The sequence below is a fragment of the Bacillus sp. FSL W8-0640 genome, assembly GCF_038007725.1.
GTDB lineage: Bacteria > Bacillota > Bacilli > Bacillales > Bacillaceae_G > Bacillus_A > Bacillus_A cereus.
Window position 1 is genome coordinate 1 of the sequence record NZ_JBBOXT010000007.1, and the last position, 13,487, is coordinate 13,487.

Consider the following 13,487-nt stretch of genomic DNA (forward strand, 5'->3'; position numbering starts at 1 on the left):
CTTTTTGTGCATAAAACTTTTATCGAATTAAATTGATTGCGAAAGTCTTTCGAATGCTTTTAAATCAACGTTTCGAAGAGAAAGTCGAAAGTAACAAAATGTCATTCTGTTGTATTCGTTATTCATCGAAATGAATTTGATATTCACCGACGAGCCAACCCAAATCGAAAATTTCCGAATCCCCCCAAGCCGCCGCCGTCCCCCCTCGCAGCAATGGTATTCAAAAAGCGCGCATCATTTTTAACTCAGGGCGTAGATTTCCCGCAGCAGCTACTAGATTGTATCGCCTTCCTATTACTATCCTACCGAAAAGCCTTACGAAATAGCCCATCGATACCCTAGCGAATCCTAGCGAATCCTTACGAAATCCCCTAGCGAATCCTATCACCTGTAATTACGCAGATTGCTAAATAAGCGGTATTCCCTATATTTCGAGCTCTATTGTATCTATAGCGCATAAAACGTCATACAAACGAATCTGAGGCGTTTAAGAAATATCAGTTATTTATCGGCGTAATCCTTTCTATTCAAAATAACGCATAGAATATCGTTTATTATCTTTCGTTATTAAATACAAATCTATAAACGAAATCAGTCGAAACTAAAATCGTACCGCGTTTATGTACGTGTAAGGGCAAAACAGTGAGTGCCTAACATTAAAATTGAAAACAGTGAGTGCCTACGGTACGAAACCAGTGAGTGTTAAAAATGAGAATAGTTAGTGTGTACTGTCTAAACCTGACAGTTAACTAGAAAAGAACTAGATCTATTAAAAGAAAAGAGAAGAAAAGGGTTTCTCTTCTTTTAGAAATCACGCAGCAATGAAATGAATTGAAGGGGATGGGAACTAATGCGTATAGAAGATAAAACAAAAAGAAAGGGTCAAAAGAATACGGCTGAATTAAAAAGTAATGCGAAGACAGAAGTATATAATCCAAAGGAAAAGAATGCAGGCATGAGTTTCTATAAAGTACCGCAGGATCTCAACTATTATCAATGGATCGATGGTTACAAGATTGAAATGTCGCTTTTATATGCGATCATAGCGAATTGGTACAACGAAAAACAAGGCTACGCCTACCCAACGCAACACCAGTTAATGGAGAAATACGACAAATCTATAAATATTCTTCGCTCACATATTCGGAAACTCGTAGAGGTCGGCTTAATATCCATACAGACTGCGAACACAGGCGGGAATCACTGCTATGTACCGCACGTACCAATGAAGAAGGCGCAAGTCTTCGAAGCATTTCCAAGTGCTGCGGTTAATTATGAGAAGCGTATGAAATGGATCGAAGAGAAAGAAGCGAAGGATCACTCGAAACTAAAAGAGTTACATAAGAAATCGGCAAAGATCAACGAAGCACAGGCAGTAGCGAAGAGAGAAAAGGCTGCGGAAAATACCGAAGGGAATTCGATAGAAATCGCGTCAGATCTTAGCGAAGACCTATCGGTTATGGCGTTTTGATGCGAAGGCAAATCGAAAACAATCGACATACGGAAATTGTACATGATCCGCAGGAAATTATAAAAATGGAGGCTATAAAATGCAAACAAATACGCAAGAACTAGAGTTAATACCAAATTGCAGTGTACTAAACGGCGGTAAGTCGGCTCATCTTATCGAGATACATACCTATTGCAGAAGAATGAAAGATACGTCAGAATTCCACATCTGTAAAAAGTAAATGAACAAGATGTTAGTTTACTATCGCACGTTGTCAATCGATCATGTGCTAGATTTTTAAAAATTTCACATACCATATTAAAAATAATCGGAGGGTTTAAGGATGAAAACAAACAAAACAACGTATTGGAATACTATCGAAGGTAATGCCGAAAATACAAATGCCAAAATAGCCGATCTAGACGCAGCATACGAGGCAGAAGCGACTAAACCACTATCGAAAGGTGAGCGAACATCATACCTAATGCAAATTTTAAGAGAAGCTAGGGTGAAGTATGGGCGTGATTTCGTAGTGGTTAATTTAAACACAGAACTAGCGCCTGATTGGAAGATCATACCGCAAAAACCGCGTGGGAGCGCAGGTATTAAGGATCGATACGACAACGACAATCTGTTTATGTAACAGGCTGCGGGGAATAACTCTATGTATCAAAAACTAAAAAAACTGTAACAAATTCTAAAATGCATACAATTAATACCTAGATAGTCGTATCTATAGTATGTAAGGGATAGGCGACTTGTTATCGATTATTTCTGTATTCCGATACCTCGGATTATTATTCAGTATTGCCGCAGGTTTCTTCATCGCTACTCAGAGCGATAAGATCACATTTCCCGTGCCTGTGGTAGTACACCATTGACGGTTACGTCTTACTTTTTATTTAAGATATCAATACGTAAAGGAGCGATAAGGTGTATCAGCTAAATAGCAGCAAATTAAAATTAATTCGCGGATTAATGGGAGTAACCCAAAAACAATTTGCCGATCTTGTTGGCGTGGACACAAAAAGTGTAAGCGCATGGGAAGTTGGGCGATCAATAGCGAATCAAGATAACGTAAAGCGCGTTGTTCAATTTGTTGGCGAAGAGAATTTCGAACAGATTGATGCTTGGTTCTATAGTACCGACACGCAGCGATTGATGAACGATCTGCAAAGGAAGGTCAGTCCTACATGCGTACACTAGTTGTTTGTAACGTTCACGAACTGCGAGAGGTACGGTTTTTATGTACACATATTTACGAAGACAATTACGCAATAGCACAGAATATTTTACCTTTACGAGACGAGCCAATCGAAGAGAAGATTCGCACGATCATAATGATGAACTGCGACGACGTATCGGCGTTTGACGTACATACGAGTACAGAAGATGTATATAAAGCATGTTTAAGAGCTCCTGACATCATGTGCCACTATAAAGCGCCTGAGGAAACGAGCGAAACGATAAAAGGCTTCGAGGACGAGCGGACACAAGCGGCTTTGATCGATATTTATGGGTTACAAGAAGAGCAACCCGAAGAAGTACAAATAAAACACATACCGAAGTGGCGGGAAATTTTAATCTCACTGCTACGTAAGTGTATCAGATTACTAGAAGGAAATACGAAGGGAGAGATAAAAGATGGAATGGAAACTATATGATGAATTCTCGGTACAAAACGATAAGGCTCACGAGTTTATCGCAGGCTATCGAGAAAAGGTACAAGCCGCAAAAGAGGATGTGACGGCAGCTACGCTAGCATATGAAGATATCCTAAAGCAAGAATTTGCGGGGAAAAAGGTAGCGACGCAAAAGAAAGCAGCACTAGCAGAGATCGAAAAGGCTCAGGCTGCGTTGAGGATCGCCGAGGGCGAATACACAAAAGCTAAGGATTACGCAACGGCGAATCTAGCAGGTACGATAACACTCGATGATCTTGCAAATGATTGGCGTACTAACATTGTGCCGACCGTACGCAAAAATAAAGTCGATCCACTGCGTAAAAAGGCAGAGCAAGGGTTACGTGATTATTTCGAAGCCGTCGTAGGGATCCTACAAATCGAAAGCGAGAATAAGTGGGCAGTAGACTTCATGAACGAGCGTTTTAGAAGTCGAAAGGGTGCTCGTCCTCTTATGCAGAATGCGGCAGGTATCGGAGATATTCCCGTACCGCCAAACGATAACGACTGGAATAAACTTCTAAAGTATAGACAAATACCCACAAGATTCGAGAAGTAACTAATATCTGTAGGCTAATCGCCTACTAATATAAACAAAGAGAAGTCGCCAATAATCGGGCGGCTTTTTCTAATTCTAAGGAGGAAATTATAAATGGTAGTATATTCAAAAGATCTAATCGGTAAGCAAGAGAGTGTAGCAGATGAAATGCTGCTATTAAACCCATTACAAACACCTATGTTAAATCTAGTAGGATTCGGAATCCCAGTAACGAACGTTGAGCACGTTTGGTTCGAAGATGAAATGTTCGAACAAGAGAGCGCATTGACGGCGGCTTTAACTGCTGATGCTACATCTATCGAAGTAGAAAACGGCGAAGCGTTCCGATCTCGTCAAGTAATCCGAATCGGCGAAGAGTTAATCTTAGTAGCTAAAGTCGAAGGCGAAAAGTTAACAGTATTGCGTGGATACGCTGATACGGTTGCGGCTGCTGCGGAAGTTGGTGAAGTAGTAGAAGTAATGTTCGTAGAAGGCGAAGAGGGGGCAGACGCTCGCGATGTTCGTCACAAGCCACGTAAGCGAGTTTCTAACCTTACACAAATCTTCGACGAGACTGTAGAGATCACGGGTACGGCAATGGCGGTCACTCAGCATGGCGTAGATAATGAGTACGAGAAAGAAAAGCAAAAGAAACAACTAGAACTAGCGCTAGCGTTAGAAAAAGCGGTAATCAACGGCATTAAGTACGAAAAAGGCAACAAGCGTATGATGCGCGGGGTACGTTCGTTCATTCAGACAAATGTGATCAAAGCTAACGGCGCAGCAATCTCAGACGAGCATCTAATCGAAGCATTCCGAGCAATCTTCGAGAAAAGTGGTCCTACTGCTAGCGGTAACTACAAAATTATCGTAGGTGCTACACAAAAGATTGCTATATCTAACTTCGATAATGCATCAATTCGCTTAGACCGTATGGACAACGGACGAGGAAGTGTAGTAGACCACTATATCTCAGACTTCGGTAACGCTGAGATCGTACTAAATAACAACATGCCTGCGGGCGAAATCCTAGTAATCGACGCGAATCGTTTATCTATCCGTCCATTACAAACGCGTGAATTTGCTCACACTTACTTAGGTAAGAAAGGCGACTACATGCAAGGAATGATCGTCGGTGAGTACACGCTAGAAATGTTACAAGAAGCAGCCCACGCTAAGATTACGGGTCTTTCTACTAAAAGAAAATAATCGAAACTGATCGGCTAGGGCTTCGGCTCTAGTCGATTTTCATATATAGGAGGTCGTGGTATATGGATCGAATTGCAGAAGCAACGGAGCACATCGATGCTTACGTAATCAGCAATGAGGACTGGCACGACGCTGACGACGACAAAAGGGTTCGTCTTATGAATGCGGCAGATAGAACGCTAAAGAAAAAATTCAAGGGTAATACAATCCCTGATAACGCAATATACGAATTCGCGGCCTATCTAGCTATCGTTTACAACGACACGAACAAAATGCAGCAGCATGGTATTGCGTCATTCAGTGTTACGGGAGTAGGTTCTTTCACGTTTAAAGAAAACAATGTATCTAGTGCGGTAGGGCAGCCACTAAAAGATCTTATTCCTGATAGTGTAGTAGAGCTTATTGAAGAAGTAAACGACGATCTACATGTATCAGGTCGTAATGTGGGGTGGCTTACGTAATGGCAATCGTACCATTAAAACAAACAGTCACTAGACGAAGAGCGGTCGGAGATCTCGACATGTGGGGAAAACCCGAAGGGATCGAAGAAGCCGAACTTACATGTCGTGCGGTCGAGGGATCGCACACCACAACGGATCGAAATAGTCAAATGCACGGCGCAACGATCGTTGTCGATCTGAAATTATTGCTAGACAAGCTAGCTGATATCGGTTACGAAGATGAAATCGAGTACGTCAACGAAGCAGGAACGATTTACAAAGGCAATCCGAAAAACATTACAATTCAGCGGGATTTCACGGGTAAGCCGTTGCTGACGGTGGTGTTTATTTAATGGCAGGATTCACAATCGATTTTAGCAGCTTCGACGGAAATATGAATCGGATCGCAAACGACGTTAAACATTCGACTAAACAAGCTATGCAGGATTGCGTAGATGATCTCGCTAGGATCTCGTCAAATATTGCGCCTATCGATACGAGCAGTCTACGTAAATCACATAAAAAGACCGTCAAACAACAAGGCGATCAAGTAATCGGAGAAGTTTCGTTCTCGGCATTCGGACGCGGTAATTTTAATTACGCAATAGCCATGCACGAATGGTCGTATACGCCGAGTTCTACGGGATCTTTTAACGGTTATGCGGTCGGTAGTAAGTATTTAGAGCGACCAATTAAAGGTGAGTCACAAAAGTACTTACAGTGGTTGGGCGAAGGTGTTCAGAAAGGATTGAGGTAGTATGCGAGCACAAGACGTTAAAACGTACGTCGAATCGATCATACCGAATACATACTACGCCTACACATATCCTACGAAGTCGAAAGATGAATGCGTCTTGATCGTACTACATGGCGGAATGCCTACACGAGAGACGGGCGTAAGGCAGCCGACATTACAGTTCTTAGTGCGTGGGAGCGTTGGCGATGTAGCAACGGCAGAAACGAAAGCGTACGAGTTGTACGAAGAATTCAAGTATAAAAAAGACGTTATGATCGGCGATTGGTCGGTCTCGAAAATACAAGCATTACAATCCCAACCGATATGGACGGGAACGGACGAAGCGAAACGTCCTATCTTTTCGCTAAACTTTCAACTAACTATCAGGGGGTAATAATTATGGCTAAATCAAACACAATCAATGTACCGATCGGTGCTGCAATCGTAGAATACGGTGAAGGACAAGACATGGTTAAATTCGATATCACGAAAGGTGGTATCTCATTCGGTGTATCTACATCTGTACAAGAAGTTACGGTCGATCAATACGGTGAGACGCCTGTGAAATCGATCATGAAAGGTCGTAAGGCTGAAACAACTGTACCATTCGCATTACACGATCTAAAGCGATTATCAAAAGTAATGCCAAACTCTAAATTCGTAGAGAGCGGGGAGAAGCAAGCGTTATTCGTATCTGCGCAAGCGGGATTCGATATGTTATCGACTGCGAAGAAAATGGTTATTAAACCGACTGCGCCTGACACTACGCCGAATGACTGGATCACTGTACCAAACGCAGCGGCGTCAGCTGATCCTGATTATACGTTCGATCCTGACAACGAGCGTATCGCAAATATCACATTCAATGCATTCCCTGAGGCTGACGGCACGTTATACATCTTAGGTGATGAAACTGTAAAAGAGAAAGAAACGGTAAAGGCTTCGGCAACTAAATAATAGCGAAACTGGGCGGGGTCTTCGGACTTCGCCCTCTTTTTTTTGTTGATATGTAAATTGTGTCGCCGAGAAGTCGATTTTAAGACGATTATCTTTTGTTTCGTAGGTATATGGTCATTAAATCGCAAATTTAGATGGAGGTATAACTTGTACAAGTGTAGAATATGAAATAAACAACGTATGAAGGTGAAACGAGTAACGTATGTGTGATTGATTAGTAAGAAGTGGAGGACGTATTTATGAAGATCGGAGACGTTTTGAAGGCATTGGTAACAACGAAGAGTGCCGTATTAGCAAAGGAAATAGGTATAGGAGAGAAGAAGCTGCGAGACACATTAAGAAGCCTCGGTTATGAATATCGTAATAGTGGCGATAAAGGGTGGCACTTCGTAGGCGAGGGTGATCAGCCGCTTGAAAGAGACATACAAGACTTCGTTAACGTGCGTAAAACGCGTGAGCAACGTAAGGTTAACGTGCAAAGAACGATCGATGTGTCAACAAAAGATGAAATGCATAACGCATTAACACCGCATGAAGTAAGTACTTTACGTGATATGATTAATGAATGGGAAACGATTAAAGATGCTATAAATACCGTAGCAACAACGCGCGAAGGCGTGGCAGAGACATCGCATAGTATTAATGATCTGTATATAAGAGTTAAGCAAGAAATAGAGCCTCAAAAGAAGATGCGCAAAACTTTAAATGTCAATGAGGGCGTAGGAAAAGCACTTGACGAATTCGCAGAAAAATTCCGACTAGATAAGCAAGATATAGTAGAGCTTGCATTGTATGATCTGTTCGAAAAATATGGCGAGAATTATAAGGATTGAGAAGAGAAAAAGAAAAGATAATAGCGAAGATACGGGAAGCCTTGGCGGGTTTCCCTATTTTTTTTTTTTTGCACGCAGCGAAGAAAGAGGGCGTAAAAGAGCGATTAATAGGGAAGAAAATACGCTGAGATTAACGATTCTGAGCCGATACCTTTTGGATCGCGGGTAGTAGTCGCGAAGATTCGTCAGAATGCGCTTATCGGCGATGATATGCGACGAATACTGACATCGCGTCGGGTTTAATACAAAAAATAACTTGATTTTAGTAGAAAAATGGCGTTACAATGGATACAACTTAATATTGAACGTAAAAAAGCCGCTCGTAGCTACCAACTTCGAACGACTTGTGGTTGTATTCTCTCGCTACCAACGATTGAATACGGCTTCCAGTACGAACCTACTGGATTAAATTTATGTATTCATTATATCGACTATGCCAACATTCTGCAAGTGGAATTTGCTGCATATACAGTCTATTGAGCGATACTCTTTTAATCCCGTACGGTGGGGGTTACTAGGGTATCGCTTTTTTGTGTTCAATATTAAGTTGAAACGTGGAAGCCAAACCACGAAGGAACGTCGAGACGACGTACTTTAAAAAATCGACAGGTTACGGATTAACCGTTGCAAACTAATCCAACTCGCAGGGGCGTCCTATTCCGTCGGCTGCGAGCACGGCGAGAACTTGCCGAGGCGTGTAGTCTAAAAGGTTCGGGGGGTTATCGTTAGCATTACGGTGCTAGGGAATACGCTCAGCCTGTCACGTAGGGACGATATTACGGGGACAAGCCGAGAAAAAGGGCGTATGCGGTGAAAACCGCTGAGTGAATAGGGTCTTCTGACCGACCAACGAGGTGCGGCATGGTAAAGACGCTTATCTTTCTATTCTGTTAGATTACTTTTTGTAGTCTTTCAGCATAGGGGATAAGTCTGTCAACTTCCCTCCCTGCCTCGGATTAGCATGGTAAAGGGCGTCAAAGAAAAGTCAAGAGATTTTAAGAGATTAAGAGAAAATAACTACCACTATCCGCGGCTAGAGGAAAATATAGATAAATACCACTAACTAGAGATAGAGAAAAATGAATCTAAAGGAAATATAGATTAATAATCTATATAGGGGGAATGGAAGAAAAGGGATATCAAAGTAAATTAAAGAAAAAGAAGATGTGTAAAAGTAAGGAGAAGTAAGGGAAAGCGAGAGTGAAATCATGATTGATAAAAATAAGAAACTACAACAGTTGAATACTTTTACATGGAAAGATACAAAAAGTAATGAAGAAGAAAGAAAGGAAGAAGGCTAGGAAGAGGGCTAAAAAAGATAGTGGAATAGTTAAGGCGGTTAAAAGGGGTAGAAAGATGCCAATAGTTGCGGGAAGCAAACAAATGGCAAAAGAAGAACAAGAGCGAAGAAAAGAAAGATTAGAAATAGATGCGATGAACAACGATAATATACCTGCAAAGTTAGTCCAGAAGGAGGGCGGCTATACTATCGGTACTTCGAATTATAATAAGAAATGGATTCAAAAGGGAGTTGATAGATATAACGCGAGAGTTTGGCGAGGTTGGAGAGAAAAAGAATGATTTATGATTTTTCAAGTAGTGGGCGTGCTGACTATAAGCTGAGAAATCATACAACGGCTTTCCAGATGCTCGTATATGAGTTAATAAGGTGTCTAGTGGTTTATTTATATTTGAAACTATTATCGTCCGTTATATGCCCTATTATGCCGTTATAGATTAATGTGAAAGGGAAAGACTCTCGGAACATTGGGAGTTGTCTTCTAATATTGGAATTTATTGTGTTTGAATTATCTGTATATTAATATATAATATGAAAACAACCTTCATTTTCGAATAGACTACAGTAAAATTTTGTATTTATGTGGAAATTAAAGGTTGCGCAATAAGAGACGAAGTCACATAATGTAATTAATGGAATACCACGGCGATACCACTCGCTAAATGCGACGCCGATATAAGGAACATGCGGACACCACGCAATGAAGTTATATGAAACACCGCATAGAGAATGCTATATTGTAGTTGTGTAGGAATGTATCACCTTTTAGCGAAATGAACGGGCAAGAGCAAGATGAATGCGGAAACGGTCGGAAATGACGAAGGGAATCTCCCCCCCCCCGCTAACGGCATAGGACGGAAACCGACGATACCACAACCGCATTAGATATCTATATAAATATATAGAACAAAAGAAAGTGCTAGGATTAACCAACCTATCGCTTTTTTGTTGTTTATACTTTTTAACCAATTTAAGGAAATTCCGCTTCGGTTGACTTGTGTGAACTTGAGGTTTATTATAAGGATATAAAGAAAGGGAGGTGAAAATATGAATTTGTGGGTAATTTTAGGTGGTTTTGTAGCAACCTTGAATCAATTATCAGCACTGATTAAAAACAGTGTAGATACATACTACAAGGTTAAAGAGAAAAGAGTCGCACCCACCAAGATGACGACTCAGAATAACCACAAGGTAGAGGGAAACCTCTCCTATACCTAAGATTATAACACATTCATACTAATTATGAAAAAATTTATATGGAAAAATATCCCTATAGCTATATTTCTGATTTTTGTTTTAACAACCTTTGATTATAACAACCTAGGTACTGGGGAGTATACCTATATTATCTTTGCTGCAATAGCTCTATTTTTAATGTTGATTAATATGATTATCCTGTATATAAAGGAGAAGAAGAATGTTTAAATTTGAAACAAAAGAACAACTAACAAAATTTATACAAGATGAAGTTTTAAATTCATCGGAAGCATTAGATATTCTCGGGTGTTCTAGACAGTATTTAAACAAACTGGTAAAAGAGGGAAAACTAATACCGATTAAAGAGACAACTCGCGATAAACTATTCTACAAACAAGATGTTGTAAAAAGAAAATCTTTAATGAGAAAGTAAAAGTTTTTATTTCAAATTCCCAATTATTAGTAATGTATAGAGGGAAGAACAAGATATATCTAAAAGAACAAGAAGCGGACGCAAATTGATGCGTACCGCCTTTTTTATGTCCGCATACACGGTGTATATTCGTTTATTTATAACGTGCCCTTATTACCATTTCGGTGATTATCGCTGCGGCTACTGATAGGGCGAAAATAACGCCGAATGATGCGACGTAGAGATTTCCGAATGCTTTCGCTACGCACATAAATATGAATGCGAATACGATTAGGAACGTTATATTTCGATTCTTTTTCATAGTATATTCGTGAATATTTCGTGTTATAATTAAGTAATAGATAGAGCGTGCTGTCACACGCCCTACGCTATTTTACTTTCTTGAGAATCGACTAGCGATTTTGAATCTACGCTTTTTCTTACCATCTTCGTTTATGTACTCAAATTCCCACTTGACTGCAATGAACGGTAGTAAGTATTTAGCGATATCAAATCCGTATGTCGATATGAAGTGTAACACGATATCCACTTCGTAACCTCCTTTCGAAAGTATTGTACTCTCTCAAGCACATATTTATTATAACATTGATATCGCCGTCATGTCAACTTTATTTGAAAAGTTTTTTTGGCGGTGCTATTTTTATGCCTATTTTCCCCTTATTCATCGTATTTTATTACATAAAAAACGCCTAAAATATGCAATTAAGTAGCGATTGGAAGTCTAAAGAACGATAGATATACGCTAAAATGTACGTTAAATGTGCGGTAAATAATCGACAAATATACGATATCATATGTTAGCCGATTCATTTCTGCTATATTTAGCGTTAAAAATATGCGAATATAGGTTGTTAATGTAGCTAAATGTACGTTAAATATACGACAAATATATCGTTATTTAATGCGTTAATCAGTCGATAAAATATACCGATGTAAACTATTAAAAACTATATTCAATATTTACGATATAGGATATAGTCGTTGATATGACGCCGTTCTATCGCTAAGATTTTGTTTACAAATAGCGGAAATATGTATACGAAAGTTTACGAATATTAAATATCATACGGTCGCATAATGTTCGTGTTTTTGCGTTTCATTAGCACAGAAGGGCTGACGGGGACGGCTTCCGAAACTCGGGGGGTTAGAATTTAGTCGCACAATCGTAATATTTTATGGCAAGGACAGGCGACCTTTTTACGCATCATGTAACACATAGACGGCGCTTCCTTCATTTCGCTACCATTCTATTAATACAGTTCGGTAAGTGTGCGTACTGTATAGAAATACGCATAACAGAGCGGAACAATGCGGTTTCATTCGGGATTAATCGCACTAATATACAAAAAATGTAGGTCGCTATATTTCCGTTATTCATAAAGATATACACTCTTTGCTTAAACTATTTAAAAGTATAAAGAAAAGAAAATCATTTTTTAAAAGAATACTTACTATAAATGCGTTATAACTCATAAAAAATAGGAGAGGTTTCCCTCTCCTTTGTGGTTATTCTGAGTCGTCATCTTGGTGGGTGCGACTCTTCTGCATTTCTTCTTTAACCTTGAAATACATATCTAAGATATTTTTAATCAATCCTGAGAGTTGATTAAGACCCGCAATAACTCCTGCAATGATTAGCCAGTTCATGTTCTCACCTCCTGTTGATATCTCTATCTTATCAGTTTGGTTTAACTAAGTCAACTAAAAATTACATCTTTTTTCAAATTTGGTTAAAAATCATGAAACAATGACGCAATGTCTTTTAAAAGAATACTTACTATAAATGCGTTATAACTCATAAAAAATAGGAGAGGTTTCCCTCTCCCTTGTGGTTATTCTGAGTCGTCATTTTGGTGGGTGCGACTCTTATGTATTTCTTCTTTAACCTTGAAATACATATCTAAGATGTTTTTAATCAATCCTGAGAATTGATTAAGGCATGCGATAACTCCTGCAATGATTAGCCAGTTCATGTTCTCACCTCCTGTTGATATCTCTATCTTATCAGTTTAATTAACATGAGTCAACTGAAAATTACATCTTTTTTCAAATGTTGTTAAAAATATGAAACAAGAACGCATCTTTTCTACATGACTTCTAGATATGAGCGTGTAATAGAATATAAAAGAAAAAGTTTCCCGCAGGAGATTACTAAATAACTAGGGGATATATTGTGGTTAGCCCACAAAGGCATTACTATATAAAACAGGGGGCTATATAGTGTCTATATTTATATGTACCAAACCACCATATCTATTAGCCAATAGCCCGCACTATATTACCAATAGGTAACTACCTATATACAATACCCTGACATACATAGCCCGCTATACAATGGGGGATAGGGTGGTCATACATAGTCTTCTATGTACTCTCATAATAATATTGTATTTAATATTCTTATTAACTCTCTATCAGATTTCTAGATGTCTTATACTTAATGGACTACACGCAATGCTATATGGGGTTGATACCATCACACCACACCAAGGCATACCACACTGTTACTATCTAATGCGTATGAGAGAGTGGAGGCAGTGAATAGTTATCTGTTGTCTTCTTCTTTATTTGTGTTTTGTTAATCGAAAAGAATTGAAGAGAAAGAATCTTTGAAACTTAAATGATTAAAAGAGAATACAAAAACTTTATTCATTCTTTTATTCATTCATTTGAAATCAAACGCAAAAGAAGAATGTGATTAAAGCAACGTTT

At 39.3% G+C, this 13,487-nt stretch carries 21 protein-coding genes; 17 read left to right on the top strand and 4 right to left on the bottom strand.

What is annotated here, in order from left to right:
* Positions 1-850: 850 nt before the first annotated feature.
* The 17 genes from N2V80_RS30345 to N2V80_RS30425 all read left to right on the top strand — a co-directional run bounded on the left by N2V80_RS30345 (position 851) and on the right by N2V80_RS30425 (position 10,775).
* Positions 851-1,471, top strand: a complete 621-nt coding sequence (locus tag N2V80_RS30345) for a hypothetical protein (protein WP_061655932.1) — start codon at positions 851-853, stop codon at positions 1,469-1,471.
* Positions 1,472-1,550: 79 nt separating this feature from the next.
* Complete coding sequence (locus N2V80_RS30350) at positions 1,551-1,691, top strand: hypothetical protein (RefSeq protein WP_154695900.1); 141 nt, start codon at positions 1,551-1,553, stop codon at positions 1,689-1,691.
* Positions 1,692-1,793: 102 nt separating this feature from the next.
* A complete protein-coding gene (locus tag N2V80_RS30355) occupies positions 1,794-2,093 on the top strand; it encodes a hypothetical protein (RefSeq protein ID WP_061655933.1) in 300 nt (99 codons plus the stop codon).
* 290 nt (positions 2,094-2,383) lie between these two features.
* On the top strand, positions 2,384-2,656 hold the full coding sequence (locus tag N2V80_RS30360; RefSeq protein ID WP_061655934.1) for a helix-turn-helix transcriptional regulator: 273 nt from the start codon (positions 2,384-2,386) through the stop codon (positions 2,654-2,656).
* The gene (locus tag N2V80_RS30365; RefSeq protein WP_061655935.1) at positions 2,644-3,114 is read left to right on the top strand and encodes a hypothetical protein; all 471 of its coding nucleotides are present in this window, start codon (positions 2,644-2,646) and stop codon (positions 3,112-3,114) included. Before N2V80_RS30360 ends, N2V80_RS30365 begins: the two co-directional genes overlap by 13 nt.
* Positions 3,095-3,691, top strand: coding sequence for a hypothetical protein (locus tag N2V80_RS30370; RefSeq protein ID WP_061655936.1), 597 nt, complete (start codon positions 3,095-3,097; stop codon positions 3,689-3,691). The genes N2V80_RS30365 and N2V80_RS30370 overlap by 20 nt, the downstream gene beginning before the upstream one ends.
* A 93-nt stretch (positions 3,692-3,784) precedes the next feature.
* Positions 3,785-4,879, top strand: a complete 1,095-nt coding sequence (locus N2V80_RS30375) for an SU10 major capsid protein (protein ID WP_061655937.1) — start codon at positions 3,785-3,787, stop codon at positions 4,877-4,879.
* A 158-nt stretch (positions 4,880-5,037) separates the two neighbouring features.
* Positions 5,038-5,340: a hypothetical protein gene (locus N2V80_RS30380; protein ID WP_061655944.1), complete on the top strand. Its 303-nt coding sequence runs from the start codon at positions 5,038-5,040 to the stop codon at positions 5,338-5,340.
* Positions 5,340-5,672, top strand: a complete 333-nt coding sequence (locus N2V80_RS30385; protein ID WP_061655938.1) for a hypothetical protein — start codon at positions 5,340-5,342, stop codon at positions 5,670-5,672. Before N2V80_RS30380 ends, N2V80_RS30385 begins: the two co-directional genes overlap by 1 nt.
* The gene (locus N2V80_RS30390) at positions 5,672-6,076 is read left to right on the top strand and encodes a hypothetical protein (RefSeq protein ID WP_080451001.1); all 405 of its coding nucleotides are present in this window, start codon (positions 5,672-5,674) and stop codon (positions 6,074-6,076) included. Before N2V80_RS30385 ends, N2V80_RS30390 begins: the two co-directional genes overlap by 1 nt.
* Before the next feature lies 1 nt (position 6,077).
* On the top strand, positions 6,078-6,449 hold the full coding sequence (locus N2V80_RS30395) for a minor capsid protein (protein ID WP_061655939.1): 372 nt from the start codon (positions 6,078-6,080) through the stop codon (positions 6,447-6,449).
* Positions 6,450-6,454: 5 nt separating this feature from the next.
* On the top strand, positions 6,455-7,012 hold the full coding sequence (locus N2V80_RS30400; protein ID WP_061655940.1) for a hypothetical protein: 558 nt from the start codon (positions 6,455-6,457) through the stop codon (positions 7,010-7,012).
* Positions 7,013-7,251: 239 nt separating this feature from the next.
* Positions 7,252-7,845 carry a hypothetical protein gene (locus N2V80_RS30405; RefSeq protein ID WP_061655941.1) on the top strand — a complete coding sequence of 198 codons (594 nt, stop codon included), beginning with the start codon at positions 7,252-7,254 and terminating at the stop codon, positions 7,843-7,845.
* A gap of 273 nt (positions 7,846-8,118) precedes the next feature.
* Positions 8,119-8,325: a hypothetical protein gene (locus tag N2V80_RS30410; protein WP_142338747.1), complete on the top strand. Its 207-nt coding sequence runs from the start codon at positions 8,119-8,121 to the stop codon at positions 8,323-8,325.
* A gap of 792 nt (positions 8,326-9,117) precedes the next feature.
* Positions 9,118-9,426: a hypothetical protein gene (locus tag N2V80_RS30415; RefSeq protein WP_154695901.1), complete on the top strand. Its 309-nt coding sequence runs from the start codon at positions 9,118-9,120 to the stop codon at positions 9,424-9,426.
* Positions 9,427-10,192: 766 nt separating this feature from the next.
* Positions 10,193-10,363: a hypothetical protein gene (locus N2V80_RS30420; protein ID WP_170950844.1), complete on the top strand. Its 171-nt coding sequence runs from the start codon at positions 10,193-10,195 to the stop codon at positions 10,361-10,363.
* Between the two features lie 199 nt (positions 10,364-10,562).
* Entirely contained in the window at positions 10,563-10,775 is a 213-nt protein-coding gene (locus tag N2V80_RS30425; RefSeq protein WP_061655943.1) for a helix-turn-helix transcriptional regulator, read from the top strand.
* Between the two features lie 133 nt (positions 10,776-10,908).
* Here N2V80_RS30425 and N2V80_RS30430 read toward each other — a convergent pair whose 3' ends face one another.
* The 4 genes from N2V80_RS30430 to N2V80_RS30445 form a co-directional block, all read right to left on the bottom strand.
* Positions 10,909-11,076, bottom strand: a complete 168-nt coding sequence (locus N2V80_RS30430) for a hypothetical protein (RefSeq protein ID WP_176535474.1) — start codon at positions 11,074-11,076, stop codon at positions 10,909-10,911.
* 72 nt (positions 11,077-11,148) lie between these two features.
* Positions 11,149-11,304 (bottom strand): hypothetical protein, encoded by a 156-nt coding sequence (locus tag N2V80_RS30435; RefSeq protein ID WP_154695902.1) that lies wholly within the window; start codon positions 11,302-11,304, stop codon positions 11,149-11,151.
* 977 nt (positions 11,305-12,281) lie between these two features.
* The gene (locus N2V80_RS30440) at positions 12,282-12,422 is read right to left on the bottom strand and encodes a hypothetical protein (RefSeq protein ID WP_172793980.1); all 141 of its coding nucleotides are present in this window, start codon (positions 12,420-12,422) and stop codon (positions 12,282-12,284) included.
* Between the two features lie 185 nt (positions 12,423-12,607).
* Positions 12,608-12,748, bottom strand: a complete 141-nt coding sequence (locus tag N2V80_RS30445) for a hypothetical protein (RefSeq protein ID WP_172793981.1) — start codon at positions 12,746-12,748, stop codon at positions 12,608-12,610.
* Positions 12,749-13,487 lie beyond the last annotated feature (739 nt).

Excerpts from the sequence above, each read along its gene's own strand:
- N2V80_RS30410 (WP_142338747.1), top strand. The coding sequence starts at position 8,119 with ATGGCGTTACAATGGATACAACTTAATATTGAACGTAAAAAAGCCGCT.
- N2V80_RS30365 (WP_061655935.1), top strand. The coding sequence starts at position 2,644 with ATGCGTACACTAGTTGTTTGTAACGTTCACGAACTGCGAGAGGTACGG.
- N2V80_RS30390 (WP_080451001.1), top strand. The coding sequence starts at position 5,672 with ATGGCAGGATTCACAATCGATTTTAGCAGCTTCGACGGAAATATGAAT.
- N2V80_RS30420 (WP_170950844.1), top strand. The coding sequence starts at position 10,193 with ATGAATTTGTGGGTAATTTTAGGTGGTTTTGTAGCAACCTTGAATCAA.
- N2V80_RS30370 (WP_061655936.1), top strand. The coding sequence starts at position 3,095 with ATGGAATGGAAACTATATGATGAATTCTCGGTACAAAACGATAAGGCT.
- N2V80_RS30430 (WP_176535474.1), bottom strand. The coding sequence starts at position 11,076 with ATGAAAAAGAATCGAAATATAACGTTCCTAATCGTATTCGCATTCATA.
- N2V80_RS30400 (WP_061655940.1), top strand. The coding sequence starts at position 6,455 with ATGGCTAAATCAAACACAATCAATGTACCGATCGGTGCTGCAATCGTA.
- N2V80_RS30440 (WP_172793980.1), bottom strand. The coding sequence starts at position 12,422 with ATGAACTGGCTAATCATTGCAGGAGTTATTGCGGGTCTTAATCAACTC.
- N2V80_RS30415 (WP_154695901.1), top strand. The coding sequence starts at position 9,118 with ATGAAGAAGAAAGAAAGGAAGAAGGCTAGGAAGAGGGCTAAAAAAGAT.
- N2V80_RS30405 (WP_061655941.1), top strand. The coding sequence starts at position 7,252 with ATGAAGATCGGAGACGTTTTGAAGGCATTGGTAACAACGAAGAGTGCC.
- N2V80_RS30375 (WP_061655937.1), top strand. The coding sequence starts at position 3,785 with ATGGTAGTATATTCAAAAGATCTAATCGGTAAGCAAGAGAGTGTAGCA.
- N2V80_RS30385 (WP_061655938.1), top strand. The coding sequence starts at position 5,340 with ATGGCAATCGTACCATTAAAACAAACAGTCACTAGACGAAGAGCGGTC.
- N2V80_RS30345 (WP_061655932.1), top strand. The coding sequence starts at position 851 with ATGCGTATAGAAGATAAAACAAAAAGAAAGGGTCAAAAGAATACGGCT.
- N2V80_RS30380 (WP_061655944.1), top strand. The coding sequence starts at position 5,038 with ATGAATGCGGCAGATAGAACGCTAAAGAAAAAATTCAAGGGTAATACA.
- N2V80_RS30395 (WP_061655939.1), top strand. The coding sequence starts at position 6,078 with ATGCGAGCACAAGACGTTAAAACGTACGTCGAATCGATCATACCGAAT.
- N2V80_RS30350 (WP_154695900.1), top strand. The coding sequence starts at position 1,551 with ATGCAAACAAATACGCAAGAACTAGAGTTAATACCAAATTGCAGTGTA.
- N2V80_RS30445 (WP_172793981.1), bottom strand. The coding sequence starts at position 12,748 with ATGAACTGGCTAATCATTGCAGGAGTTATCGCATGCCTTAATCAATTC.
- N2V80_RS30425 (WP_061655943.1), top strand. The coding sequence starts at position 10,563 with ATGTTTAAATTTGAAACAAAAGAACAACTAACAAAATTTATACAAGAT.
- N2V80_RS30355 (WP_061655933.1), top strand. The coding sequence starts at position 1,794 with ATGAAAACAAACAAAACAACGTATTGGAATACTATCGAAGGTAATGCC.